The organism is Faecalicatena orotica (genome assembly GCF_003149245.1).
In the GTDB taxonomy this organism is placed as follows: Bacteria; Bacillota; Clostridia; order Lachnospirales; family Lachnospiraceae; genus Faecalicatena_A; species Faecalicatena_A orotica.
Window position 1 is genome coordinate 121,961 of record NZ_QGDL01000014.1, and the last position, 24,744, is coordinate 146,704.

19 protein-coding genes are annotated in these 24,744 nt (G+C 43.3%); 16 read left to right on the top strand and 3 right to left on the bottom strand.

Going from position 1 to position 24,744, the window contains the following annotated elements; genetic code table 11:
• Nucleotides 1-164: 164 nt before the first annotated feature.
• The 5 genes from A8806_RS20350 (at nucleotide 165) to A8806_RS20370 (ending at nucleotide 8,618) form a co-directional block, all read left to right on the top strand.
• Nucleotides 165-2,840, top strand: a complete 2,676-nt coding sequence (locus A8806_RS20350; protein WP_242996208.1) for an alpha-L-rhamnosidase — start codon at nucleotides 165-167, stop codon at nucleotides 2,838-2,840.
• 120 nt (nucleotides 2,841-2,960) lie between these two features.
• Nucleotides 2,961-3,401, top strand: coding sequence for a VOC family protein (locus A8806_RS20355; protein ID WP_181368807.1), 441 nt, complete (start codon nucleotides 2,961-2,963; stop codon nucleotides 3,399-3,401).
• Between the two features lie 18 nt (nucleotides 3,402-3,419).
• Nucleotides 3,420-4,820 (top strand): MFS transporter, encoded by a 1,401-nt coding sequence (locus A8806_RS20360; RefSeq protein WP_109733003.1) that lies wholly within the window; start codon nucleotides 3,420-3,422, stop codon nucleotides 4,818-4,820.
• A 15-nt stretch (nucleotides 4,821-4,835) separates the two neighbouring features.
• Nucleotides 4,836-7,499, top strand: coding sequence for a glycoside hydrolase family 2 (locus A8806_RS20365; RefSeq protein WP_109733004.1), 2,664 nt, complete (start codon nucleotides 4,836-4,838; stop codon nucleotides 7,497-7,499).
• A 66-nt stretch (nucleotides 7,500-7,565) separates the two neighbouring features.
• Nucleotides 7,566-8,618: an AraC family transcriptional regulator gene (locus A8806_RS20370; protein ID WP_181368808.1), complete on the top strand. Its 1,053-nt coding sequence runs from the start codon at nucleotides 7,566-7,568 to the stop codon at nucleotides 8,616-8,618.
• A gap of 28 nt (nucleotides 8,619-8,646) precedes the next feature.
• On the opposite strand, the gene A8806_RS20375 is transcribed toward A8806_RS20370, so the two are convergent.
• Nucleotides 8,647-9,054 carry an HTH domain-containing protein gene (locus tag A8806_RS20375; protein ID WP_109733006.1) on the bottom strand — a complete coding sequence of 136 codons (408 nt, stop codon included), beginning with the start codon at nucleotides 9,052-9,054 and terminating at the stop codon, nucleotides 8,647-8,649.
• Between the two features lie 311 nt (nucleotides 9,055-9,365).
• Here A8806_RS20375 and A8806_RS20380 point away from each other — a divergent pair, with 311 nt between their 5' ends.
• The 9 genes from A8806_RS20380 (at nucleotide 9,366) to A8806_RS20420 (ending at nucleotide 21,181) form a co-directional block, all read left to right on the top strand.
• Entirely contained in the window at nucleotides 9,366-9,803 is a 438-nt protein-coding gene (locus tag A8806_RS20380; RefSeq protein ID WP_109733007.1) for a MarR family winged helix-turn-helix transcriptional regulator, read from the top strand.
• A 99-nt stretch (nucleotides 9,804-9,902) separates the two neighbouring features.
• Entirely contained in the window at nucleotides 9,903-12,347 is a 2,445-nt protein-coding gene (locus tag A8806_RS20385) for an ABC transporter ATP-binding protein (RefSeq protein ID WP_109733008.1), read from the top strand.
• Nucleotides 12,340-14,187 (top strand): ABC transporter ATP-binding protein, encoded by a 1,848-nt coding sequence (locus tag A8806_RS20390; RefSeq protein WP_109733009.1) that lies wholly within the window; start codon nucleotides 12,340-12,342, stop codon nucleotides 14,185-14,187. The genes A8806_RS20385 and A8806_RS20390 overlap by 8 nt, the downstream gene beginning before the upstream one ends.
• A 297-nt stretch (nucleotides 14,188-14,484) precedes the next feature.
• Complete coding sequence (locus A8806_RS20395) at nucleotides 14,485-15,630, top strand: GGDEF domain-containing protein (protein ID WP_109733010.1); 1,146 nt, start codon at nucleotides 14,485-14,487, stop codon at nucleotides 15,628-15,630.
• 165 nt (nucleotides 15,631-15,795) lie between these two features.
• Nucleotides 15,796-16,458 carry a response regulator transcription factor gene (locus A8806_RS20400; RefSeq protein WP_207657873.1) on the top strand — a complete coding sequence of 221 codons (663 nt, stop codon included), beginning with the start codon at nucleotides 15,796-15,798 and terminating at the stop codon, nucleotides 16,456-16,458.
• 3 nt (nucleotides 16,459-16,461) lie between these two features.
• The gene (locus A8806_RS20405; RefSeq protein WP_109733012.1) at nucleotides 16,462-18,063 is read left to right on the top strand and encodes a sensor histidine kinase; all 1,602 of its coding nucleotides are present in this window, start codon (nucleotides 16,462-16,464) and stop codon (nucleotides 18,061-18,063) included.
• Nucleotides 18,064-18,104: 41 nt separating this feature from the next.
• Nucleotides 18,105-18,998 (top strand): ATP-binding cassette domain-containing protein, encoded by an 894-nt coding sequence (locus A8806_RS20410; protein WP_109733013.1) that lies wholly within the window; start codon nucleotides 18,105-18,107, stop codon nucleotides 18,996-18,998.
• Nucleotides 18,991-19,773, top strand: coding sequence for an ABC transporter permease (locus tag A8806_RS20415; protein WP_109733014.1), 783 nt, complete (start codon nucleotides 18,991-18,993; stop codon nucleotides 19,771-19,773). The genes A8806_RS20410 and A8806_RS20415 overlap by 8 nt, the downstream gene beginning before the upstream one ends.
• 61 nt (nucleotides 19,774-19,834) lie before the next feature.
• Nucleotides 19,835-21,181 (top strand): alanine/glycine:cation symporter family protein, encoded by a 1,347-nt coding sequence (locus A8806_RS20420; RefSeq protein ID WP_109733059.1) that lies wholly within the window; start codon nucleotides 19,835-19,837, stop codon nucleotides 21,179-21,181.
• Here the strand turns inward: A8806_RS20420 and A8806_RS20425 are convergent.
• Together A8806_RS20425 and A8806_RS20430 are read right to left on the bottom strand one after the other, a co-directional pair.
• A complete protein-coding gene (locus A8806_RS20425) occupies nucleotides 21,168-22,217 on the bottom strand; it encodes an Rpn family recombination-promoting nuclease/putative transposase (protein WP_109733015.1) in 1,050 nt (349 codons plus the stop codon). The genes A8806_RS20420 and A8806_RS20425 overlap by 14 nt on opposite strands.
• Nucleotides 22,218-22,623: 406 nt before the next feature.
• On the bottom strand, nucleotides 22,624-23,568 hold the full coding sequence (locus tag A8806_RS20430) for a helix-turn-helix transcriptional regulator (protein ID WP_109733016.1): 945 nt from the start codon (nucleotides 23,566-23,568) through the stop codon (nucleotides 22,624-22,626).
• Nucleotides 23,569-23,735: 167 nt separating this feature from the next.
• On the opposite strand from A8806_RS20430, the gene moaC reads away from it, so the two are divergent.
• Both moaC and A8806_RS20440 read left to right on the top strand, forming a co-directional pair.
• The gene (gene moaC / locus A8806_RS20435) at nucleotides 23,736-24,242 is read left to right on the top strand and encodes a cyclic pyranopterin monophosphate synthase MoaC (protein WP_109733017.1); all 507 of its coding nucleotides are present in this window, start codon (nucleotides 23,736-23,738) and stop codon (nucleotides 24,240-24,242) included.
• Nucleotides 24,202-24,720, top strand: coding sequence for a MogA/MoaB family molybdenum cofactor biosynthesis protein (locus A8806_RS20440; RefSeq protein WP_109733018.1), 519 nt, complete (start codon nucleotides 24,202-24,204; stop codon nucleotides 24,718-24,720). Before moaC ends, A8806_RS20440 begins: the two co-directional genes overlap by 41 nt.
• Nucleotides 24,721-24,744 lie beyond the last annotated feature (24 nt).

Sequence of the window (24,744 nt, forward strand, 5' to 3'; positions counted from 1 at the left end):
GGAATAACAGCTATGAAATTGGCTGTTGTTTCAACCTTTTTTTGTAAATACTTAAATGGCTTATATATAAAATATACAATGAAGGAACTTTAAAATATCCAATTAATTAGAAAAGTAAAATACTATAATTCGCTTATAAAACAGTAAAAGAAAGGGCGAATAATATGGTGAAAATTATAGATGCACGCTGTACATGGGGCAGTAAAACATTTAGCTATGGGGAAGGGGGGATGGGACCACTATTTTCGTGGAGACTGGAAGGTGACTGTGGACAGAAAGGATATGAGATTATAGTCCGTGACAGATATGACCGGATTATATGGGACAGCGGACTGGTTTTACAAGCTGTACGCCATAATATATCATGTCCTGTTACTTTTGAACCATGTGGTAAATTCTCATGGACGCTGACCTGTTTTGGCACAGATGGAAGTATGGATGCTATAAAGGGGCCTGAGTTTTATTCCGGTTTGGATCATTGGAAAGCAAAGTGGGTGGCTCCGGACAGGAAAAGGAAACCGTTGACGGACAGCAGTATTCCACATGCATCATCTGAAAGGCAGAAAAGTGCCCTTGACCGGCTGGATCCGCCGGTATATATGAGAAAAGGAGTTACACTGGAAGAGGTGCCGGATTATGCCGTGGTTTATGCCTCTGCACACGGTATATATGAGTTATGGGTAAATGGAATTTCTGTATCCGATTTTTTGGCGCCGGGCTATACTTCTTATAAAAAACGGCTGGAATATCAGGTGTATGATATTACTCCACTGCTTAAACCGGGAAAGAATGTAATAGGTGTTGTGCTTGCCGATGGATGGTATACAGGGAAGATCGGGGCAGTAGGAATTGGCGAACAGTATGGAAAAGAAAATGCGTTTCTTATGCAGATAGAATGCCGGTATCATGATGGACGCAGAGATACTTTCTGTACAGGGCAGGGCATGAAATGGACAGAGGGAGCATGGCAATATGCTGATTTATTTGTAGGTGAATATTATGACGCCGGGAAAAAACCAAAGGGATGGCTGGAAGAATCTTACTCAGACCAAAACTGGAAGGCAGTGGAGGTATGTGATTTTGATTATAAAGCATTATGCCTTCAGTCTATCCCTCCGGTACAGGAACAAAGGGTATACAGACCTGAAATATTCGTTACACCAAAAGGAGAAATGGTTGTGGATGCCGGAGAAACAACGGTGGGATATTTATCCTTCAGGCTGAACCTGAAAAAAGGTCAGACAGTATCATTGGAGTATAGCGAGACTCTGGATAAAGAGGGAAACTTCCTCCAGAATATTATCGGACAAAATAAACAGCAGACAGACTATTACTGTTGTGCAGAAGATGGTATATGCGAGTGGAGACCAAGATTTTCATATCATGGATATCGATATGTCAGAATTACAGGGACTCAAGATTTCAACCCGGAACATTATACAGTACATGTAATAGGAACACCTCTGAGACAGACAGGAGAATTCCGTGCTTCCGATGAACGCCTCAACAGGCTGCATAAAAATATTCTGCGTTCACAGCGGGGAAATATGATATGTATACCTACAGATTGTCCTCAAAGGGAACGGACCGGATGGACAGGAGATATACAGCTTTATGCCCCTACTGCATGTTATGAACAGGATGTTGAACAGTTTCTTCGTCATTGGCTGGAGGATGTGCAGAATGAGCAGTTAGATGACGGTCAGATTCCGCATATTGTACCATATATGCCGTCTCATGATATTATGAAGCCGGAAGGGACAGAGGGAGTATCTGCAGCAGGATGGTCTGATGCCGCGGTTATTGTGCCCTGGAGGTTATATGAAGCATATGGTGACGAAGCTGTTCTGAAGGAGAATTTTCCTATGATGCTCAAATATATGAAGTCCGTAGAACAGAGGGCGGCAAGAATTCCAAAGGAGAAGGACAGTTTAGCACCAGAGGAGCTAAAACGACAGAAATATTTATGGAATGCGGATTTCCAATTTGGGGACTGGCTGATGCCTTCTGTGCAGATGGCAGGAGAGTCTATTATGGATGTCGCATGGGAGACCGGAGAAGTAGTAGCAACTTTGCTGTATGCGTTGACAACGGATATCATGGCAAAAGTCTGCCAGATTCTTGAAGAAACCGATCTGATGCAGTATTACAGGGAGCTTAACAAGAATATAAGAACAGCATTTTATGAAGAGTATATGAATCAGGACGGTACCTTGAAAAAAGAATATCAGGGAATCTATGTGCTGGCTCTGGAGACTGGTGCTGTACCCGAATCGCTGCGTCCGTCAGCCGTCAGCAGGCTTGCAGATTTGATACATAAAAATAACGACCTTCTGGATACGGGATTTCTGTCGGTACCATACCTTTTGCCGGTATTACATGCAAATGGACAGAAAGAACTTGCTAATAGACTGCTTTTCAGGGATGAATGCCCGTCCTGGCTCTATGAAGTAAAAATGGGGGCAACTACAATGTGGGAGTACTGGAATGGTTATGCAGAGGATGGAACTCCCAATAATTGTTCCATGAATCATTTTGCATTTGGATGTGTAGGTGAGTACCTGTACAGGACGATACTGGGTATATGTCCGTCAGAGCCCGGATATAAAAAGGTAAGAATAGAACCTGATTTTACATGTGGACTTCACAATGCGGAAGGTGCCTTTGAATCAATATGGGGAAAAATTTCTGTATCATGGAAATTAACAGGTGATACAGTTTATCTGGATGTAGTAATTCCGCCGGATGTTGAGGCAGTGATTATATTAGGCGAAAAGAAGAAAACGTGTGGATGCGGAACATGGCATATCATACAAAGGTTAAAAAGGCAGGTGCAGTAAAAGTAGTCATAGATTACGAAGAATAGAGAAATTTACAATCAGGAGAAGGGAAATATACAATTTTTACATTTTATAGTTTTATATACTAAAAATATAAGAGAAAAGCAGGAGGTTAAAGTGGTGGGACAGAAATTTGGTAAGGTCATACATCTTGGGATTGTAGTGGAAGATTTGGAAAAGGCTGTCAGAATTTATGAAGAAGAATTTGGTATCAAGTTCTGGGAAGTCAGCCTGCATAATGAATTTTTTGCAGACAAAATAGTAAATGGTAAGGTGGGAACCGACTTTGCATCAGCAATTTACAGAAACGAGGGGTATGAACTTGAACTGATTGCCCCGAATGGTCCGGGGGTTTTTGATGATTGGCTGAGGGAACATGGTCCGGGACTGCATCATGTTAAGTTTGAAACGAAAGAGACATTTGATGATGTTTTAGGGATGGCAGAACGGATATCAGGAAGAAAACCATATTTGGAAATTGACTGGCCCAATGGGGAACCAATTGTGGCCTATGCAGATATGATTAAAGAAACAGGTATTTTACTGGAAATCTTAAAGTAGAGATGAGGAGGAATGGAAATGAGTACAGAAGTAAAAGCAGTACAAAAAGAGAGAACAAGTCCTAAGCTGGCTCTTGGATATGGTATGGGGGAAGTTGCAAACCAGATGAGCTGGTACATGATTAATAATTATCTGACCTTATTCTATACAGATGTTGTAGGCTTAACTGCATCAGCTATTTCACTGATTATGTTAATTGCACGTGTATGGGATGCAGTGAATGACCCGATTATGGGGTCTATTGCGGACAGAACACATACACGCTGGGGCAAATTCAGGCCTTACCTGATGTTTGCACCCCCGTTTCTTGCAATATTTAATATATTGACATTTACCGTATGGCCGGTTCAAGGAACTGCTAAATTAATCTTGTGTTTGATTTCTTATATTGGAACGGGCATGATATATACAGTAGTCGTTACAGCACATGCCGCAATTGTTAATGTAATAGCAATAGATTCGCAAGTGCGTATGAATTTGTCTACATCCCGCGGAATTGGCTCATCTGTAATTAGTATTGTTTTATCAGCGGTAGTAATGCCATTAATTCTTTATTTTGGAAAAAGTGATACTGCTACAGCAAAGGGGTACATGTCAGTTACAGTTTTATTATCTGTTTTAATGATACCATGTTTTCTAATCGAGGCTTTCATTTGTAAAGAAAAATACACTGAAAAATTACATAATACATCTGTTGAAGTTCAGGAGAAGAAAAGAGGATTTATTGGGAATTTAAAAGAACTGTGTAAGAACGACCAGTTATTGATGATAGTCCTGTCCACTTTGTTTGGAACAATTTGTGTTACTGCACGAATGAGCCTGTTGGCATATTATGTCATTTATGTTATCGGTTCCTATCAAATGGTTTCTCTCGTCTTTACGGTTATGACAGCGGCACAGTTGGTCGGGACATTAATAATACCATTTGCGACAAAGCGTCTGGGGAAAAGAAACTATATGTTTTTACTGTCAACGATCATGATTCTTGCATTTATAGGCCTGTTTTTCTTTGGAACAGTCAGTACATCATTGCTGTTGGTACTGAGCTTTCTGTGTGGATTATGTAATTCTGCCGGGGCACTCAGCTATGGAATGGTTTCGGACTCTATTGAGTATGGTGCGTGGAAACTTGGTGTGCGTCAGGAAGGTCTTGCAGCATCCTTTTTAACACTGGCTGTAAAAGCTGCCACAGCTTTTTGTGGTGTAGTTGGAGTCCTTCTTTTAAGTGCAGTAGGTTATGTTGCCGGTGCAGAGCAGACCGAAACGGCCAAGATGGGAATTAATTTTGTGGTAAATATTATTCCGGCTATATGCGGTGTGCTCTCATTAGTTCCTTTGTTCTTCTACAAATTAACAGAAAAACGTGTTACAGATATCCGGGCGGATTTGGAAATTAGAGAATCAAATAATAATGCTTAATTGCAGGAGGCAGAAATGGCTGTACAACAAGGCATAGAAAAGCTTTTATCAGGAAACTGTGAGAATTATATTTTCCCCTTTTTATGGATGAGGAATCAGAGCGAAGATGTACTGCGCAGAGAAATTGAAAAAATCAGCGAGTGTGGAATCCGGGCTGTATGTCTGGAATCCAGACCGCATCCGGATTTTGCCGGACCGGGATGGTGGCATGATTTTGATATCGTTCTGGATGAGGCAAAAAAACGAGACATGAAAATATGGATTTTGGATGATGCCCACTTTCCAACCGGTCAGGCAAATGGTGCCATACCCGGTAAATATCCAGAACATGCAAGAAAATATCTGATGATGCAGCATACAGACTGTGTTGGTCCTATTGTCCAGGCAACACTGGATATACCCATAATGATGCAGAAGAAATTTACGTGGCTGGATTTTGGCAGGAAGGTTGAGAAGCCTTTGATTGACCGTCAGGAACTGCTAAGTGTAACGGCAGTGCGCCTCATAGATGGGGATATGGTGGGGAATCAGTTTATAGATTTGTCAACTTATGTGGAAAATGGGAAGCTTATATGGGATATTCCTGACGGTATATGGCGAATATGTGTAACCTTCACTACATATGATTTCGGAGCCAGAAATGAATATATCAATTATATTGATCAGGAGTCTGTACATGTGCTTGTGGAGGCTATATACGAATTGCATTATGAACATTATGCAAATGAGTTTGGCAAGACAATAGTGGGTTTCTTCTCTGATGAACCGGGATTTTACAATGTGGATAATTTTGATATGGGAGATGCCATAGGGCGAAAGAATATGGCCCTTCCGTGGTGTGGGGAGTTACAGGCGTTAATGCCGTCTTTACTTGGAGAGAACTGGAGATTGAAACTACCTTTATTATGGCTCCAGACAGAAGATGAAATGAAACCGGCAGAGGTCCGGCACTGCTATATGGATGCCGTCAGCAGAATGTATGAAAAGAATTTTTCCTGCCAGATTGGGAAATGGTGTGAAGACCACAACGTATCATATATAGGGCACGTAATAGAAGACAATAATGAACACAGCCGTCTGGGATGCGGCGCAGGGCACTATTTCCGCGCCATGTCCGGGCAGCACATGTCTGGCATTGATACAATCGGTGGTCAGATTATACCGGGAAACGCATATGGGGCAAGGCATGGCGTGGCATTTATAGGTGACGGCCATTTCTACCATTTTGCACTCGCTAAACTCGCCGCATCCTGTGCCCAGACTGACCCGAAGAAAAAAGGACGGGCAATGTGCGAGACATTTGGGGCATATGGCTGGAATTTTGGAGTGAAAAGCATGAAGTGGCTGACAGACTACCTTCTGCTGCAAGGTGTGAATCATTTTGTGCCTCATGCATTTTCTATGGCAGAATTTCCGGATGCAGACTGCCCGCCGCATTTTTATGCAGGAGGAAATAACCCTGAATTCCCATATTTTGTGGAGCTGATGAAATACACGAACAGAATGTGTGAACTGTTCAATCATGGGATGAATGTTCCGGAAGTGGCTGTCCTGTATCCGGGTGAACATGACTGGATGACTGAGTGTATGTATGTTCAGGAACCCGCCAGAGAACTTATGGAGCATCAGATCGATTTTCAGATTATACCTGTTGATGTACTGACGGAGCAGACATATTATGGAACCTCAGTCGAACAAGGGAAGCTGATCGTCAACGGCAGGATGATGAAAGCTCTTATTATACCAGAAACAAAAATACTGGATAGAAGACTGGCATATTTTATCTGTGATGTATTTGAAAAAGGGCTGTCGGTTATTTTTGTTAACAGTCGGCCGGAAACCATAGAAGAGTTAACAGCAAAGGATAACCATATGCTTGAGGGAATTGGACAGTGCTCTGTAGTCCGGCTAGACGATTTGCCGGAATATCTGGCGGAAATAGGTGCAGGCGGGCCTGTATTGAAGAAAGAGTGCCGGAATCTGGGATACTATCATTATAGAAAAGAGGAGTATGATATTTATTTCTTTTTTAACACCTCATTATCTGAAGATGCCGATGTAGATGTGATTTTGCCAGAGAGTAGAACGGTAATCCAATATGATGCAATGTACAGACGCATATTGCCTGTACGGCAGAAACAAGAAAAAGATGGTTTGAAGATACCTATTAATCTGAAACCATATGAAAGTATTCTTCTAATAGCCGGAACCGGTATAGTGCTTGAGCTGGAAGGGGAATCAAGCCAAATAAATGTACTGGATATATCTGATAAATGGCTGTTTGCAAAGATAGAATCTAAGGGGTATCCAGATTTCCCGGAATTCCGAAGTCTGGACAAGCTAGTTCCTGTTTCCTCATTTGCTCCGGAATTTTCAGGCGTGATGAGGTATGAGAAAGAGATAGAGCTGAAAAATGCAGAGAAAGTACTGTTTTGTTCCGAACATATATATGAAGCGGCAGAAGTTTTTGTGAATGGTAAGAGTGCAGGAAAGAGAATGACACCGCCATATCAGTGGGATATCAGTATTCAGTCAAAGGAAGGTAAGAATAAAATTGCAGTGGAAGTTGTAAATACACCGGCAAGGGCAGTGTTAAAAAATCCAGGTCTGTTTGGACCAGACAGAGAGATTCTGGAACCGTCTGGTATGTTCGGTAATATTATGATAAAATGGTATTAAATATATATGAGTCAGGCATACATATGTCTGGCTCAAATTCTATTTCACATTGTCGGAGGGACCTGTATGCTGGATAAAGTGTTTCAGTTATCAGAGAGGGAAAGAAGATTCAAATCAGAGTATGAAAACGGCGGGCAGCATTTTCTTGAAAAACCAATGTCTTATCAGGAATATGCTTTAATCAGTAAGGAAAAAAAGAAAGATTATGGGAATATAGAGCATTATCATGAAGAAATAACAACGAATTCTCAGGGAAACACAATTAAGGACTTCTATGAGGACGGTGACTATGTTGAAATTGTCCTTCATGGCAGATACAGCTATCCGCTTATGCATAATCATGCCTATATAGAGCTTGTCTATGTATACAGTGGTTCATGTGTTCACTTTGTAGAAGATCAGTCCTTTGATATGAAAACAGGAGATGTCTGCATATTGGCCCCTAATGCGATGCATGCCATTTCGGCAATAAATGATGAGGCGGTCATTATTAATATTATGATGAGCAAAAAAATGTTTGATTCATCTTTTTTGAGGATGATGAGGGGGAATCAGGCACTTTCAGACTTTTTTGAGCATGTTCTGTATAATAAGAAAGTTAGCCCATACATCATATATCCTACGGGGAACGATGAATGGATGAAGCATGCAGTTCTTAATATGTATAAGGAGAGGAAAGAAAAAGATTATTTATACAATGAAAGTGTGACTTTATATATAAAGCAGATGTTTATCCATTTGTTGAGACATTATGAAATGATGGCGATTATCTCTAACCCAATTGATAATACGCAGGAGAGTAATATCGTTGCTCTTATCGGGTATATCACTGTGAATTATAACCATGTTACACTTAAGTCCACGGCACAGTTCTTTGGTTACAACGAGACTTATTTGGGACAGATACTTCAAAAGTATACAGGAAAAAATTTCTGTACACTGCTGACAGAACAACAGATGAAGAATGCGAAAAGACTTTTGGAGGAGAGTAGTTTAAGCGTAACAGAGGTGGGATGCGAGGTAGGATGCTATGATTCCAGCCATTTTATCCGGAAGTTTAAAAAAATGTATGGGGTTACTCCAAGTATGTGGAGAAAGATGAAGAGCAACAAAGAGTAAAGGCCAGTAGAGGTGCAATTATTAAACTTCAAAGCCTCTTATCTCTTACCAATGTTACATATAAGAGCATCAAATTCATTGATAAATCATAACAATTCGGATAGTTCCTGGGATCAGCAAGAAAGGTTTCAAATTCCTCCTTTGTTAAATGAAGGTAGTTTGCAATTGCCTCTTTTGAAATCATAAAGTACCATGTCAGCATTGCTACCAGATCTTTTAAATAGTTTATACTTGTGGTATCCTGCATATACAATTCACTCAAAAAAGCAAGGACATATGTAAGTTCCTGAAGATCATCTCTATTTAAAGTTTCCTTTTTGCGGCATCGTTCAAGCAACTCTGCCGATATACCGGTAGTCTTGCTTAATGTTTCAACTGTAAAGCCATCTGAATAAAACTGTTCTAATAAAGACCAGATATCTGCGTTCGTAATCATGTAATTCTCACTTTCTATATTTTATAATATATTTCTTCAGGAGATACTTTCTAATCCATTATCATTATTATATAAACAGATTACCAGATATTATAAAAACCCGTCAATCTATTTTGCGGCAGACAAGACTTGTGTTATGAATATAATATGTTAACTGTCTAATTATTTTTTGGAAGAAATTATTAAAAAACTGTGAAATCTATCACTTTATATTGACTTTTTTATATAATACTACTAATATAACCGTTAGACGTCTAACTAATTTATGGTTAGCGGTGTTTTGAAAATGCTTAAAGAAAGGAGCGCTGAGGATGAATTGTGACATGGAGCATATGCCTACTGTGGGAATTATGGGCCAGATTATGCATTTGAGTATGAAGAAAGCGACCCAGTTATTCGATAAGTTTGATTTAAAGCCGAGTCAGGCGGGGATACTTTTTATGCTGAATAAGTCGGGCGGCCTTTCACAGCGGGAGATGGCGAAGTTTATGAATGTGACACCACCGTCGATTACGAATACAATCCAGAAGATGGAAAAGATGGACTATATCAGGCGGAGCCCGGATGAAAAGGATCAAAGGATTATGCGGCTTAGTCTGACTGAAAAAGGGGAAGCCTGTCTTAAGAATATTAAAACCGTGGCGGCAGAGATGGATGAACAGATATTCAGCGGACTGAGTCAGGAAGAAAAATTGCTGATGAGAAGACTCTTACTACAGATGAGAGATAACCTCATGGAAATATCTTGAAAATAACGGGGTATGCATAGAACAGGGCTTAGAATAATGAAGCACCCTACAGGCACTATCACGATGACATAAGACAAGAATGAAGAAAGGATAGGGATTATGAAGAAATTATTCAAGTATATGGGAATGTACTGGAAAGCAATGATTGCGATTCTGGCAGTTCTCGTTGTGCAGGCATATTGTGATCTTTCGCTTCCTGCATATACATCCGATATAGTAAATGTCGGAATCCAGCAGGGCGGTATTGACGAATCAATACCGGACGCGATTGCACAGAAGGATATGGATAAGCTGCTGCTGTTTGTAAGCAGTGATGATGCAGAGACGGTAAAGGATGCCTATGAACTGAAAGATAAGGATACAGGATATGATTACGACGGAGCTGTTTATGTACTGAAAGACAAGACAGCAGAAGACGAGAAGCTGATGGAAAAGCTGTCAGATATTCTCGGAAAGCCGATGCTTTTTGTGTCCGGGATAGATTCAGGCAGTGATACCACGAAGAAGATGGAAAATTCCATGAAGGAGAATATGAAATCTGCCATTCAGGAACAGGCTGACCAGAAGATGGAAGAGGCAAAGCAGCAGATGGCGGATGCCCAGAACCAGATGACGGATGAGCAGAAGGCTGCACTCGCTGCAAACCCTGAGTTAGCTGACCAGATGATGGAACAGCAGCAACAGGCGGCAGAACAGATGCAGAAGGAAGCGCAGGAAAAGATTGACGAGCAGTTGAAAAAGATAGACAAAGCGGATATTTTTGAACTGTTTGAGCTCGTTCCGGATGAGCAGCGTGCCCAGATCGTTGACAAGATGAGTGAGCAGATGGACGACATGCCCGAAACAATGGTAGAACAGGCTGCTACGCTTTATATAAAGGAAGTATATGGGAACCTGAATATTGATACGGCCCATCTCCAGTCCTCCTATATATTGGGGACCGGTGGTAAGATGCTGGCACTGGCGCTGCTGGGGATGATAGCGAGTGTGCTTGTAGGATTTATGGCTTCCCGCGTCGGCGCGACAGCAGGGCGTGACTTGAGAGGCAGGGTATTCAGAAAAGTGGTAGGATTCTCCAATAATGAGTTTGACCATTTTTCAACAGCGTCTCTGATCACAAGAAGTACCAATGACATCCAGCAGATTCAGATGCTTGTTGTCATGCTGCTTCGAATGGTCTTGTATGCACCGATCATGGCAGTCGGAGGTATCTACAAGGTATTCCAGACGAATGTATCTATGTCATGGATTATCGGTCTGGCAGTCCTCCTGATTGGTCTGGTTATACTCGTACTCTTTACAGTTGCTATGCCGAAATTCAAGATATTACAGAAGCTGGTTGATAAACTGAATCTTGTAACAAGAGAAATCCTGACCGGTCTGTCTGTTATCCGTGCTTTCAGTACGGAGAAGCATGAAGAAGAACGGTTTGATAAAGCAAATATTGACCTGACAAAGACGAACCTGTTTGTTAACCGTGCCATGACATTCATGATGCCTGTTATGATGGTGATTATGAATGGAATCTCCGTGTTGATCGTCTGGACAGGTGCACATGGAATCAGTGACGGGCAGATGCAGGTAGGAGATATGATGGCATTTATCCAGTATACAATGCAGATCATCTTTAGTTTCCTGATGCTGTGCATGATTTCGATTATGCTCCCGAGGGCAGCCGTATCAGCAGAGCGTGTGGATGAAGTTCTGACAAGTAAGACAATGATCCATGATCCGAAGGAACCTGAAAAACTTCCGGATGATCTTGACGGAGTCCTGAAATTTGATCATGTATCCTTCCGCTATCCGGGAGCAAGCGAGGATGTACTTCGTAACATTACATTCGAGGCTCGTCCGGGTGAGACGACAGCCATAATAGGAAGTACCGGCAGCGGTAAGTCCACACTGGTCAATTTGATCCCGAGATTTTATGATGTAACGGAAGGTGAGATTACGCTTGACGGCATAGATATCCGTAATATTTCACAGCACGAACTGCGTGAGAAACTGGGGTATGTTCCTCAAAAGGGAGTTCTTTTCTCGGGAGATATCGCATCGAATATCATGTTTGGCAATCCGGATGGTTCAGACGCGGAGATGGAAGAGGCGGCAGAAATCGCCCAGGCAACAGAGTTTATCGACGCAAAACCGAAGAAGTATAACAGCACGATTGCCCAGGGTGGTTCCAACGTATCTGGCGGACAGAAGCAGAGACTTTCTATAGCAAGAGCAATTGCAAAGCATCCGAATCTCTTCATCTTTGATGACAGTTTTTCGGCTCTGGATTACAAGACAGATGTTTCTCTCAGAAGGGCATTGAAGGAAAAGACAGCAAACAGTACCGTGCTCATTGTTGCACAGCGTATCAGTACGATCTTACATGCGGAACAGATTATTGTTCTGGATGACGGAGAAGTTGCCGGTATCGGTACCCACAGAGAACTGCTTAAGAAATGTGAGGTTTATCAGCAGATCGCGGCATCTCAGCTGTCAGAGGCAGAATTAAAAGAAGGTCTGGAAGGAAAGGAGGAGAGCAGCCATGAGTAAAAACACGAGAAGAGGCATGGGCGGACATGGTCCCGGCAGGGGAATGGTACCGGGAGAAAAGCCGAAAGATCTAAAAGGCACGATGAAAAAGTTACTCGGATACATGAAGGCTTATAAGTTCCAGCTGTTTTTCGTCCTTATATTTGCAGTCGGAGGTACAATTTTTAATATTGTAGGGCCGAAGATTTTAGGAAAAGCAACAACAGAAATATTCAACGGACTCGTGAGCAAGGTTTCCGGCGAAGGCGGGATGGATTTCGAAAAGATCGGAAGAATCCTTTTATTCACGCTGAGTCTTTATGTAATAAGTGCATTATTCTCATTTGTACAGGGCTACATTATGACAGGCATATCTCAGAAGATGACTTACCGCCTGAGAAAAGAAATTTCATTGAAGATCAACCGTATGCCGATGAATTACTTTGATACAAAGACACACGGGGAAGTCCTGTCACGTGTGACAAATGATATTGATACGCTGGGGCAGAGCCTGAACCAGAGTGCGACGCAGATGATCACATCCGTTACAACGCTCATAGGAGTCTTAATTATGATGCTGTCCATCAGCCCGCTGATGACAGTTGTGGCGCTGCTGATCCTTCCGATATCTATAGGACTGATTTCCATCATTATGAAACATTCACAGAAATATTTCCGCGGACAGCAGGAATATCTGGGAAATGTAAACGGACAGGTGGAAGAGGTTTACGGCGGACATAACATTATCAAAGCATTTAATAAGGAAGAAGATGTTATAACCGAATTTGATGAGACGAATAACAAGCTGTATGATTCCGCATGGAAATCCCAGTTTATATCAGGCATGATGATGCCGATCATGCAGTTTGTAGGAAACTTGGGATATGTCGTAGTTGCCATTCTGGGCGGATACCTTGTTATCAAAGATACGATAGAAGTGGGGGATATTCAGTCCTTTATCCAGTATGTGCGTAACTTCACACAGCCGATCCAGCAGGTTGCACAGGTGGCAAATATGCTTCAGTCAACAGCAGCGGCTTCCGAGCGTGTGTTTGAGTTCCTCGATGAAGATGAAGAGGACCAGACTGTCGAGAATGCAGTATCTGTTGAAGGGCTGAAAGGAAATGTGGAATTTGACCATGTACACTTCGGATATAACCCGGAGAAGATCATCATCAATGATTTCTCTGCAAAAGTAAAAGAGGGGCAGAAGATTGCGATCGTCGGGCCGACAGGAGCCGGAAAGACAACAATGATCAAGCTGCTTATGAGGTTCTACGACGTGAATTCCGGTGCAATTCTGATAGACGGTCACGACGTCAAGGATTTCAACCGAAGCGAGCTGAGACAGATGTTTGGCATGGTACTACAGGACACATGGCTGTTCCACGGAAGCATTAAAGATAATATCCGCTACGGAAAACTGGATGCGACAGATGAAGAAGTCATAGAGGCAGCGAAAGCGGCACGTGTCCATCGTTTTGTCCAGACACTGCCGGGCGGTTATGATATGGAACTGAATGAAGAGGCGAGCAATGTATCTCAGGGACAGAAGCAGCTGCTTACAATCGCGAGGGCGATTCTGGCTGATCCAAAGATCCTGATCCTTGACGAGGCCACCAGTTCTGTTGATACGAGGACAGAGATCCAGATCCAGAAAGCAATGGATACCCTCATGAGAGGCAGAACAAGTTTTGTTATCGCACACAGACTTTCTACAATCAGGGATGCAGATATGATCCTTGTTATGAAAGACGGAGATATCGTAGAAATGGGTAACCATGACGAACTGATTGCGAAGAACGGGTTCTATGCGGACCTTTATAACTCGCAATTTGAGAAAACAACAAGTATTGCTTAAGACAGGATGCCTGAAGAGATATGGATAAATAAGCCGGGAAATTTATTTCCGGCTTATTTTGTATGAAAACGGGAATGGAAAAAAGAAGTATATGCGAATGTCGATTTTTATTGTATAATGGTAACTGTTCAGTACAGGACTGTGCATTTACTGCACAGTCCGTACGAAAATGTGGAACAGTCAGAAGCAAGCCCCATCGCCAAAGGCGATTTTTATGGGCTTGCGGCGTAGCTGTTCATAGTCCTGAACAGTTACGTATAATGTTTTTATTACTGAAGTTTAAAGGAGCCTGTGTAAATGTATGATTTACTTGTAGTTATGAACGATATGATTGTGATCGTTTGTGACCTTCTTCTCTATACGATTATGTGTCCGTCAAGGGAGAACACCCGTGTGCCGGTGATGTTTAAATATATAGGCTGTGTACTGATTGTGGCGGCATATTACGGGGCTGTATATATCCTGAAATTACCGGCAGCAGTTTCGTCAACGGTCTGTATGACAGTGCCCAGTTTCCTATTGTTTTTGTATTATGCAAAATACAGGGACAGCCGGTTTGTGCTGACATTTTGTTTTATAGATACGATCTCCCTAATTGTTGCATTTATTGGCAGGCTGTTCGGCATTACTTTGGAGTACGGTGAAGTTTATGCGGTTATCATCATGCCGGTATTATTTGCAGTCATCCTCCGGTTTGCATTTAAATATGCGGATAAGTATAAAAAGCTTCTGGCGGAGGCTGATGCGGGATGGGGACTGATGGCATGCTCCACGGCGTTGATCTATTTTGCCATGATTTTCTTTGCCGGGTATCCAAAACCGATGGTTGAGAGGGTCGAGTATTTCCCGGTGTGGTTAGTTTTTGCAGTTGTTGTTATATCCTGCTATGTTGTTTTTATCCATTCTATATTTAAGACTCAGAAAATCAGTGATCAGAAAAAGCGGCTCGAGCGTGAGAAGGAAGTATATCAGCTGGCGTACAATGACGGGCTTACTGGGCTGCATAACAGGGCCTCATATATGGAAAAGGTTAACGAACTGGAACGGAACCGAAGTCAGTTCCGCCAGATCGGGTTTGTCGTGGTTGATATTAATTGTTTTAAACAGGTGAATGACACAATGGGACACCACATGGGAGATCAGATTCTTATTTTTGTGGCGGACGCGTTAAGGGTGGCATTTAAGGGATATGAAAAATATATATTCAGAATGGGCGGCGATGAATTTTTTATTATTCTTCCAGATGAAGAGGAAGAGGAGCTCAAGAACCGCATATCCGGATTCCGCCGGTATCTGGAAGAAGAAAAGAATGCGGCTGGTTTAAAAATAACGGCAGCGGTCGGTTATGAGATTATTTTGACAGAGGAGAAGGAATCGCTGGAACATGCCTTTGTTCTGGCTGACAGGAAGATGTATGAAGATAAAAGAAGCTTTCGTTTCTAAGCGGCATGAGGAAGAAAGAGAAGGTTATAAACAAGAGGAATCTCCGGATGTACAGTCAGTAATGGCTGGACCGGAGATTTTTTCATGAAAGGCAGTACCGTTAAAAATTCATTTGAAATTCATATGGTTCTGTTATAATAAATGAAACAACAGGAGGAGTACCATATGGGGAAGAGGATTTTATTTTTAGAGGATGAGCCGGTCATTCAGGATGTTCTGGCTGAATATATGAAGATGCAGGGATATGATGTGTATTCAGCGGCAGACGGGGAGGAAGCAGTGAAGGCTCTTACGGAAGATATATTTGATATGGCAGTTCTGGATATTATGGTTCCGAAAATCAGCGGTCTGGAAGTTCTGGATTTCATAAGGGACAAATATCCTGATATGGCTGTGATTATGCTGACGGCTCTCGGGGATGAACAGACACAGGTACGGGCGTTCAATGCGTATGCGGATGACTATGTGATCAAGCCGGTATCGCCGATTATCCTGTTGAAGCGCATGGAAACAATTTTCAGACGGGTGAAGCCTTCTGCCCGGACGGTGCGGGAGGGGTTATTCATTGATAAAGGTGCATATCAGGCCTGTTACAATGGGGAACCATTGGAATTGACGCTGAGTGAGTTTCTTTTGCTGGAGACCCTATATGATGAGCCGTGCAGAGTTTTTACAAGGGAGCAGCTGATCCTGCATATTTTTAATGATGATTACATCGGAAACGACAGGATTATCGATGCACATGTGAAGAACCTGAGGAAAAAACTGCCCCAGAACTTTATCAAGACCGTCATTGGGGTCGGGTACCAATTTAAACAGGAGGTGTAGCATATGAAGCTGTCAAAAAAGACATTTCTATACAGCATTGGGATTTCGGCGCTTCTTGTCAGCCTGATTGTCATTTATTTCGTAACGATGCTGCCGTCCCTGTATGTGGATTATATGAAGAAGCAGAACCTGAAGTCTGTGGTAGAAGTCGAGAAGGGATACATGAAGAATCACAGCTATAAGGGGCTTAAGGTTCAAAACCCGACGGGGTCGGCTACGCTGGAGATCCCACTTGAGGGGGACGAAATATACCTGGCCGGAAAGGCCTTTAAATTTACAGTGACTGTGCAGGACGAGCAGCTCAAAAAACTTCTGGGGCAGGTCCGTAACTGTTTCGGGAATATGAAAGATGTAGAAAAAGAGGACTTCGAGGCGATCGACTGGGAACTTTTGAAAAAAGGGTTCCAGAAGAGTGCCTTGTTGGATGAAACTGCACCGGTTGATGTGGAAGTACAGATTGATAAGGACACAGAAGTGTTCAAAGCGGACGACTCTGTTAAAATGCATATTATGGATAAAGATATTGTTGTTTTTGAAGGGGGAGCTTCGGATGAAGACAATCAGTATACGACTTATATTGCAATAGGCAGGAGCGGAAGTTCGCTCATTTTTTCCTTTCTGCCGGTGATGACTCCGCAGATGAAAGAAATTAAGCCGATTGTTATGGGGAGTATTCCGATGATAGCAGCGGTTTTGTTTTTGATTGTCATGCTTTGTTCCCAGTTCTTTTCCAAAAAGATTGTTAATCCGGTGGTCAGCCTTGCCCATTATGCAGAAGAAGTTAAGAACGCCGGGAGTCTGGAGGTGGAACCGTTCAAAATTACGGCGCGTGATGAGATTGGGGAGCTTGGCCGGACCCTGAACGAGCTATATGCGAAACTGAAAGAGAATTACGATGAGCTGGAAGAAAAGAATGAACGGCTGAAAAAAGAAAATAAGCGTCAGGAAGTCTTTTTAAGGGCATCTTCGCACCAGCTAAAAACACCGGTCACTGCGGCACTCCTGCTTGTGGACGGTATGATACAGGAGGTGGGTAAATATAAAGATACGAAGACTTATCTCCCTCAGGTGAAGGAACAACTGCAGTCGATGAGGAAAATCGTGGAGGATATTTTATATCTGAACCATTGTACGGAAAACCTTCATATAGAATCCGTGGATGTAGATGTTCTTCTAATGGAAGTGATGGGGGCTTACCGTATTCAGGCAGAGATGAAGAAGCTTCGTTTTGAGAAGGGTGGGACAACCCGGACTGTGCCAAGCGACAGGGAGCTTCTAAAGAAAATACTGGATAATCTGTTTTCCAATGCAGTTGCAAATACACCGGAAAATGGGCAGATACTTGTGGAGTCAGAGGCAGGTTCGGTGAGTATTGTGAATCAGGGGGCACACATAGATGAGACCCTGTTGCCGCACCTTTATGAACCTTTTGTGAGCGGCAGCGGGAAAGAACGGGGAAAGGGGCTTGGACTGTATGTCAGTGCATATTACAGTGAAGTACTCGGCTGTAAACTGACCGTGGAAAATGTATCCGGCGGGGTAAGGGCAAAATTGAATTTCACATTCAAAGAAGACGCACAGCATCTTCATACAGACTTCATATGAAAGCGGTAAACTAAAGTTATCAAAAGGAGAGGAGAAAAGAAATGCTGGTGACAATTAAAAACCTGCAGGTATATTATGGCAGACAGCTGGCCCTTGAAATTGACCGTCCGCTTGAGATTAACAAAGGTGAGCGAATAGGCATCATCGGTTCCAATGGGGCGGGGAAATCTACATTTGTAAAGACCATGCTTGGCCTGACATCTTACAAAGGGAGGATTCAGACGGAGCTGAAGCCGGAACAGATGGCAGCCCATCTGCAGTTTAACGATTATGTATCCACCATGTCTGTGCGGCATGTTCTGGAAACACTGCTTGATACAAGTATCAGTAAAAACAGCCGTCTTCAGGAACTGATCACATATTTTGAATTTGAAGAGTGTCTAAAGAAACATTATAAATCCCTATCCGGAGGACAGAAGCAGCGGCTTACGATTATTATGGTCATGATGCAGGATGCACCGCTTACTTTTTATGATGAGGTGACTTCGGGTCTGGATTTCGAAACGAGACAGCGGCTGATGGAAAGGCTGCTGAAGTGGTATGAGGGAAAGAGTAATACACTCTGTATCGTATCTCATTATTATGAGGAACTGGAGCTTCTGGCAAATAAGCTGCTGATTCTGGATCAGGGGAAAGTGATTGATTATGGGGAAAAAGAAACTCTGTTCCGTAAATACTGTGGTAATTCCATCATCACTCTGGATGCAGGGGAAGAGCATGGGCGCCTGACAGAACCATACAGGAAATTGGAAGCACCTTCCCATCTGATTGCACTAGCATGCAGGGGAAAGACAGAGGAGGAAGATATTGCAAAACTGCTCATACGGAATAATGTTAACTTCAAACGAAGCAGCAGTGATATTGAGATTATGTCAATCAATGCGAAGAAAGCGTATTATCAGGAGCGCGGAAACGGAGGGGTGGACCATGACTAAAAAAAGATGCGGCAGAAGGCTGATTATGTATGAGATACGGAATGTGCTGGGGAATCCTTTTGTATATATGTTCGGAATCTTTTTCCCCATTCTGATGCTTTTTATTATCACAAAAGCGGTACAGGCAGATGTCCCGGAGAGTATGATTCCACAGACGAATACGGCAGTGTTTATTACTATGAGCCTGATCATTCCGATGGCGGTCGTATTGCTTGGATATTCTTCGAATTATTCGCAGGAACTGGAGAAGGAGATACCGCTGCGGATGCAGTTGTTTGGATTTTCACCGAATACGACGCTTCTGGCAAAGATTATCGCACAGTTTGCAGTGATGAGCATCGGACTTGTGCTGTATACGATTGTAGCTTACAGTACCCTTGAAATGGAGATACCAAGGCCGGGCGCAGCTCTGTGCCTGATCATCAGCCTGCTGCTGTTAAGCGGGATCTTTTTTGCGCTGGCCCACGGAGTTGCCACGATCCTGAAGAAGTTCGGCCCCACGTATGCGATTATGATGGCGGTTTACTTTGGGGTGATGGTACTGTGCGGGATGATGGGGGTTCAGGTAGAGGACCTGCCTGAAGCAGCACAAAAGGTGGCTGCGCTTTTCCCGATGAGTTATATCACGAGTGATTTCGCAGGCTTCTGGACAGAGGGGAACTACAACTTTACACCTCTGATACAGTCATTTCTGTTCTTTGGGGCTGTGTCCGGGATCATACTTCTGATAGCACTGCGCAGGGAACGAAGAGAAGTCACTGAAAAAAGGATGTAAAATTCTAAAGTGGAATAGGATGTCATATATATAGAATGATATGGAACAAACGGAGCATGACATGGAAGCTATTTCGCAGATTATGAAATCAATTTATGAGTACCTTTGGGGGATGCCGATGCTGGTTGTCCTGTTGGGTACTCATTTATATTTTACATTCCGCCTTGGGTTTATCCAGAGGAAGATACCGACGGGAATCCGTTTGAGTTTTTCCAAAAGTGAAGAAAGCAATGAGGGGATTTCTCCGTTTTCCGCACTGGCTACAGCACTGGCGGCAACCATCGGGACGGGAAATATTATCGGAATCTCTGCGGCAATCGCGATAGGCGGGCCGGGGGCCGTGTTCTGGTGCTGGGTGACCGGCGTGTTCGGGATTGCAACCTGTTACGCGGAATGTTTTTTGTCGGTGAAATACCGGGTACAGAAACCAGATGGTTCATACAGCGGGGGACCGATGTACGTTATGGAACATGTTCTGCACCAGAAAAGTGCGGCAGTCATATTTGCAGTGAGTACAATACTGGCATCTCTGGGGATGGGAAGCAGCGTCCAGTCACATTCTATTTGTGCGGCAGTCACATCAAACTACGAGGTTTCCCCTCGCATCGTAGGGATCATTGCAGCCTTGCTGGCAGGAATAGTCATACTGGGAGGGGCGAAGCAGGTCTCAAAGGTGTGTACATATCTGGTGCCTTTTATGAGCATTTTTTATCTGGGGGGATGTTTGCTGCTTTTATGGATAAACCGTGCGTATCTTGGTGAAACACTGGTGGTGATTATTGGATCAGCTTTTTCATCAAGATCTGTTGCCGGCGGGATTACAGGAACCGCCGTAATGATCGGTATGCGAACTGGGATTTCAAAGGGATTATTTACAAACGAGGCAGGACTGGGCTCGATTCCGATGGCTGCGGCTGCATCCAGAACAAGTTCGCCTGTAAAACAGGGGATTATCTCTATGACAGGGCCTTTCTGGGATACAGTTGTCATGTGTGCGATCACGGGAATTGCAATTGTCAGCAGCATGATAAAAGCTCCGGCAGTCTATGCAGGAGCGGGTGATGATGAACTGTGTTTTCTTGCTTTCGCGGGACTGCCCGCAGACGGCAGCATGATGCTGTCCGTCTCCCTTGTACTGTTTGCATTTGCAACGATCATTGGGTGGAGCTATTACGGGGAATGTGCGGTCCGCTATCTATGGGGAAGCAGAAGGCTTTTTACCTACAGGGTCGTCTACATAGCAGCCGTGTATTTCGGCGCCGTGATGTCGCTGGATCTGGTCTGGACTGTCTCGGACCTGTTCAATTCCTTTATGGCAATACCGAATATACTGTGTATCTGGATGCTCAGAAAAGTAGTAATTCATGAGACACGTGCCGGGGCTAAAAAGTCATTCATGAAAACCTAGAAAAATATTCTTCCGCCTTTTCCCTTGTAAGGGAAAAGCGGTTTTGCAGCTTCATAAGAATCTTTTCTTTGTCATAGCCTTCCTCGCGGTAATCAAGGATAAATGCTTTAATGCCTTGCTCAATGCCTTGTTCGATACCCTGCTCGACACCCCGTTCGACACCCTGCGCAATCCCCTGCTTGATGCCCTGTTCGATTCCTTTTTCAATACCGGTTTTAATCCCCTCTTTAACACCATCCTGATATAAATCGTCTAATGCTTTACACATATCAATCCCTCCTGATTTTTGCTTAGCTTCGGGTAATTGCTGCCCTGATCCGAGCAGTACCCGTATTGCGTTATATGAATCTTCATCGATACTGCCGAAGTATTTCTTGTTAGTTTGCATATATTCCTGCAGCCCTTCTTTACTTTTTCTATATTCTAACATGCCGAATACCAGCTGTAAATCCGTCTGAAAACATAAATCATGATTCAACCGCCTTGGATCAATCAAATTTATCCGGTAGTTGGGAATATATTTTTTCAATAGTTCATATTCCTTTGCGTTAAGACCTAACAGTCCATGCAGGTCCTGTGTTCCATCCCATTCTTTTTCGCCATAGTAAAAGACAACAGTGATAACGGGGGTGAGCTGGTCACTTTTCTTGAGGCCGGACAAAAATTCAGAGGAATTTTCCAATTCCTTGTTTTCTCTCCTGATTTTTCTAATCTGGCTGATTTGTTCAGTATAGTTCAATGCATCATACAGCATTCCCCGGACAGGCATGGCATAGTGGATTTCATCCTGGTTTTCACATGCAAGTACCACGATCCTTGTTCCGTCTTCTGCCATCATCATGATGTCACGGTATCTTTGAATACTGATATCTTCGCCGTTCGGTTTCCGTAAGATAAGGGTTTGTTCCGGGCTGCTTTCCTTTAAATGATTCGGCAGGAATACCTGTTTTCCCTGAAACAGGGAGCCATTGATTAAATCTGCAAACCGGTGCTTATCGGAGAGCCAGCGTTTCATATAAATATCATTTTTTCCCATATGTAATTTTCTCCTTGTCTACTGTTTATGTATATTTCAAAATGAAGTGATTGCTCCGAAGACAAGTTTATACTTTCAATAGACATCACCAGCCTTTATTGTTTGAATTTTTAAATGATTGTTGTTTGTCCGATGTTGAAACATGGATTGTTGGAATGATTCTTTCTTTAAGAAGGAAACCTTTGAAAATGGGGAATTCCCCTTTGATTAGATTCTAAGAATGTATGAAATACACCAGATCTTTTCAAGTACATATACTCTATCATAGATTACTGCTTGAAGCCATAAAATTTGTATGAATTTTGTGCCAAAATTTTGTGAAGTGCTGAGCCATATGATGCTGGGGGCAAAAACTGATTTGCCCCCAAAAAAGTTTCCGGCTCTATGCCGGCTTGATCCTGTAAAATTATCTTGATTTTACGGCTGGGACAGCGAGTCTGGCACCTGTGGCAGCCTCGGCTCCGAGATTGAAACTCGGGGCAATGTCATAGGCGAACCGATAGCCGTAGACCTCGGGTTTGTATTTTTCTACCGCAGTATAGGTACTTTCGATTGCGGCGCAGAAATCGTTCTCATCTTCATAGGGCTCGCTCTGGAAATAGAGCATGGTACATTCCTGTAATTCTACGGTCAGATACCCTTCAGGCAGCGGCTTGTCGAATGTGAGTGGGACTTCTATCCCTGCGGCAGTCTTTGAGCAGCCTTCGGGGACTGCAAAATCTGGCAGTTCGACGAGTGCAGCAGGTTCGAATCTTTCCGGGATGCTGTTCAGCAGGCCCTCCCATTCACAGCCCATTTCTTCACAGTAGGAAAAATAATCTTCCGCCTTTACAGAGGGGAGGTAGATGAGCTTTCTTTTTGGCCTTTCTTTGGCTGTTACCATACATAAACTGATTTCCTGATTCATTTTTATTTCCTCCTTGCGTTTTTCATAGTCCAGCAGGGCATAGTAATGTTCAACCGGGTACTGTGTAAACAGAGGGACAGGGATCTGGGTACGCCTGTACTTCGAAGGGGTTACGTGGAACTTCTTATGAAAAGAACGGGTGAATCCTTCGTGTGTCTGAAAGTGGCTGTTGAGCGCAATCTCAAGGATACTGGTATCACTTTCTGACAGTTCTTTTACACTTTGTGTCAGACAAACAGAGTGAATATAATCTTTCAGCGACATATCCAGATGATATCTGAAGAGTCTGTCCGCATGGCGCCGGGAGTAACCGGAGGCCTCACATACCTTTTCGAGACTGAAATCTTCATCCCCAAAGTGGGTGCCGATATACTCCTGCATCGTCTGGACTGCTTTCAGGGATGTGTTTTTTGTATACTGATTCTCTGCTTTATCTCTGTTCATTTACTGCACCTGCTTTGCTGTTTAGTATAGGGGAGGACGAAATGTATTTCTTGACATTTCTGGACAATTGTAGAGGTAACATGTCTATTATACATGTTTTTGATTCAGATTTACACTGGAAATTGTGTGTGTTAATATAGATAATAAGGACAGGGAGGAAGATAACAATGGGTTTGACACATTTTGATGAAAATGGAAAAGCGTTCATGGTCGATGTAACGGAAAAGCATGAGACCGTCCGCGAGGCAGTGGCGACAGGGAAGATTATTGTGAACAGAGAGGTTTATGAAGCAATCTGTGCCGGCACAGTCGGAAAGGGAGATGTTCTATCCGTGGCCACGACGGCAGGAATCATGGGTGTGAAGAGGACTTCGGACTTGATCCCGATGTGCCATATCCTGCCGATCACAAACTGTAAGGTGACTTTTGAGATGCTGCCGGAGGAATATGCGGTACAGTGTTACTGCACGGTGAAGGTAACAGGAAAGACCGGGGTGGAGATGGAAGCACTTACGGGTGTCAGTACTGCGTTGCTGACTATTTATGATATGTGTAAGGCACTGGACAAGTCTATGGAGATTCGGGAAATTTATTTGTGCCGGAAGACTGGCGGAAAGAGTGGTGAATATTATCATGAAAAGAAAGTGGAAGACAGCAGTCATAACGCTGAGTGATAAAGGATATGCAGGCGAGCGGGAGGACAAAAGTGGTCCGCTGATCCGGGAGATGATAGAGCATGAGGGGTATGAAACAGCTGAGATGATCCTCCTTCCGGACGACCAGAAAATGCTGGAAGAAAAACTGATTGAACTATGTGATGAAAAGAAGATGGATCTGATCCTGACAACAGGCGGGACAGGGTTTTCCCCCAGAGACTGCACACCAGAGGCTACACTTGCGGTGGCGTCGAAGAATGCACCGGGGATTGCGGAGGCGATGCGCTATGCCTCCCTTCAGATTACACCAAGAGCGATGCTGAGCCGGGGGGCATCCGTGATCCGGGGAGAGACTTTGATTGTAAACCTTCCCGGGAGCCCAAAGGCTGTAAAGGAAAATCTGGAATGTATCCTTTCATCCCTGCCTCACGGGTTAGAAATCATGAAGGGTATGACAGGAGAGTGCGGAAGCAAAGTGAAGAACCCCGGATTGTAAAGTCCGTGGAAATCGAGTATAATA

Excerpts from the sequence above, each read along its gene's own strand:
- A8806_RS20385 (WP_109733008.1), top strand. The coding sequence starts at position 9,903 with ATGAAGAAATTATTCAAGTATATGGGAATGTACTGGAAAGCAATGATT.
- A8806_RS20420 (WP_109733059.1), top strand. The coding sequence starts at position 19,835 with ATGGAAGCTATTTCGCAGATTATGAAATCAATTTATGAGTACCTTTGG.
- A8806_RS20405 (WP_109733012.1), top strand. The coding sequence starts at position 16,462 with ATGAAGCTGTCAAAAAAGACATTTCTATACAGCATTGGGATTTCGGCG.
- A8806_RS20350 (WP_242996208.1), top strand. The coding sequence starts at position 165 with ATGGTGAAAATTATAGATGCACGCTGTACATGGGGCAGTAAAACATTT.
- A8806_RS20430 (WP_109733016.1), bottom strand. The coding sequence starts at position 23,568 with ATGAACAGAGATAAAGCAGAGAATCAGTATACAAAAAACACATCCCTG.
- A8806_RS20415 (WP_109733014.1), top strand. The coding sequence starts at position 18,991 with ATGACTAAAAAAAGATGCGGCAGAAGGCTGATTATGTATGAGATACGG.
- A8806_RS20425 (WP_109733015.1), bottom strand. The coding sequence starts at position 22,217 with ATGGGAAAAAATGATATTTATATGAAACGCTGGCTCTCCGATAAGCAC.
- A8806_RS20375 (WP_109733006.1), bottom strand. The coding sequence starts at position 9,054 with ATGATTACGAACGCAGATATCTGGTCTTTATTAGAACAGTTTTATTCA.
- A8806_RS20390 (WP_109733009.1), top strand. The coding sequence starts at position 12,340 with ATGAGTAAAAACACGAGAAGAGGCATGGGCGGACATGGTCCCGGCAGG.
- A8806_RS20400 (WP_207657873.1), top strand. The coding sequence starts at position 15,796 with ATGGGGAAGAGGATTTTATTTTTAGAGGATGAGCCGGTCATTCAGGAT.
- A8806_RS20395 (WP_109733010.1), top strand. The coding sequence starts at position 14,485 with ATGTATGATTTACTTGTAGTTATGAACGATATGATTGTGATCGTTTGT.
- moaC (WP_109733017.1), top strand. The coding sequence starts at position 23,736 with ATGGGTTTGACACATTTTGATGAAAATGGAAAAGCGTTCATGGTCGAT.
- A8806_RS20380 (WP_109733007.1), top strand. The coding sequence starts at position 9,366 with ATGAATTGTGACATGGAGCATATGCCTACTGTGGGAATTATGGGCCAG.
- A8806_RS20365 (WP_109733004.1), top strand. The coding sequence starts at position 4,836 with ATGGCTGTACAACAAGGCATAGAAAAGCTTTTATCAGGAAACTGTGAG.
- A8806_RS20410 (WP_109733013.1), top strand. The coding sequence starts at position 18,105 with ATGCTGGTGACAATTAAAAACCTGCAGGTATATTATGGCAGACAGCTG.
- A8806_RS20360 (WP_109733003.1), top strand. The coding sequence starts at position 3,420 with ATGAGTACAGAAGTAAAAGCAGTACAAAAAGAGAGAACAAGTCCTAAG.
- A8806_RS20440 (WP_109733018.1), top strand. The coding sequence starts at position 24,202 with ATGAAAAGAAAGTGGAAGACAGCAGTCATAACGCTGAGTGATAAAGGA.
- A8806_RS20370 (WP_181368808.1), top strand. The coding sequence starts at position 7,566 with ATGCTGGATAAAGTGTTTCAGTTATCAGAGAGGGAAAGAAGATTCAAA.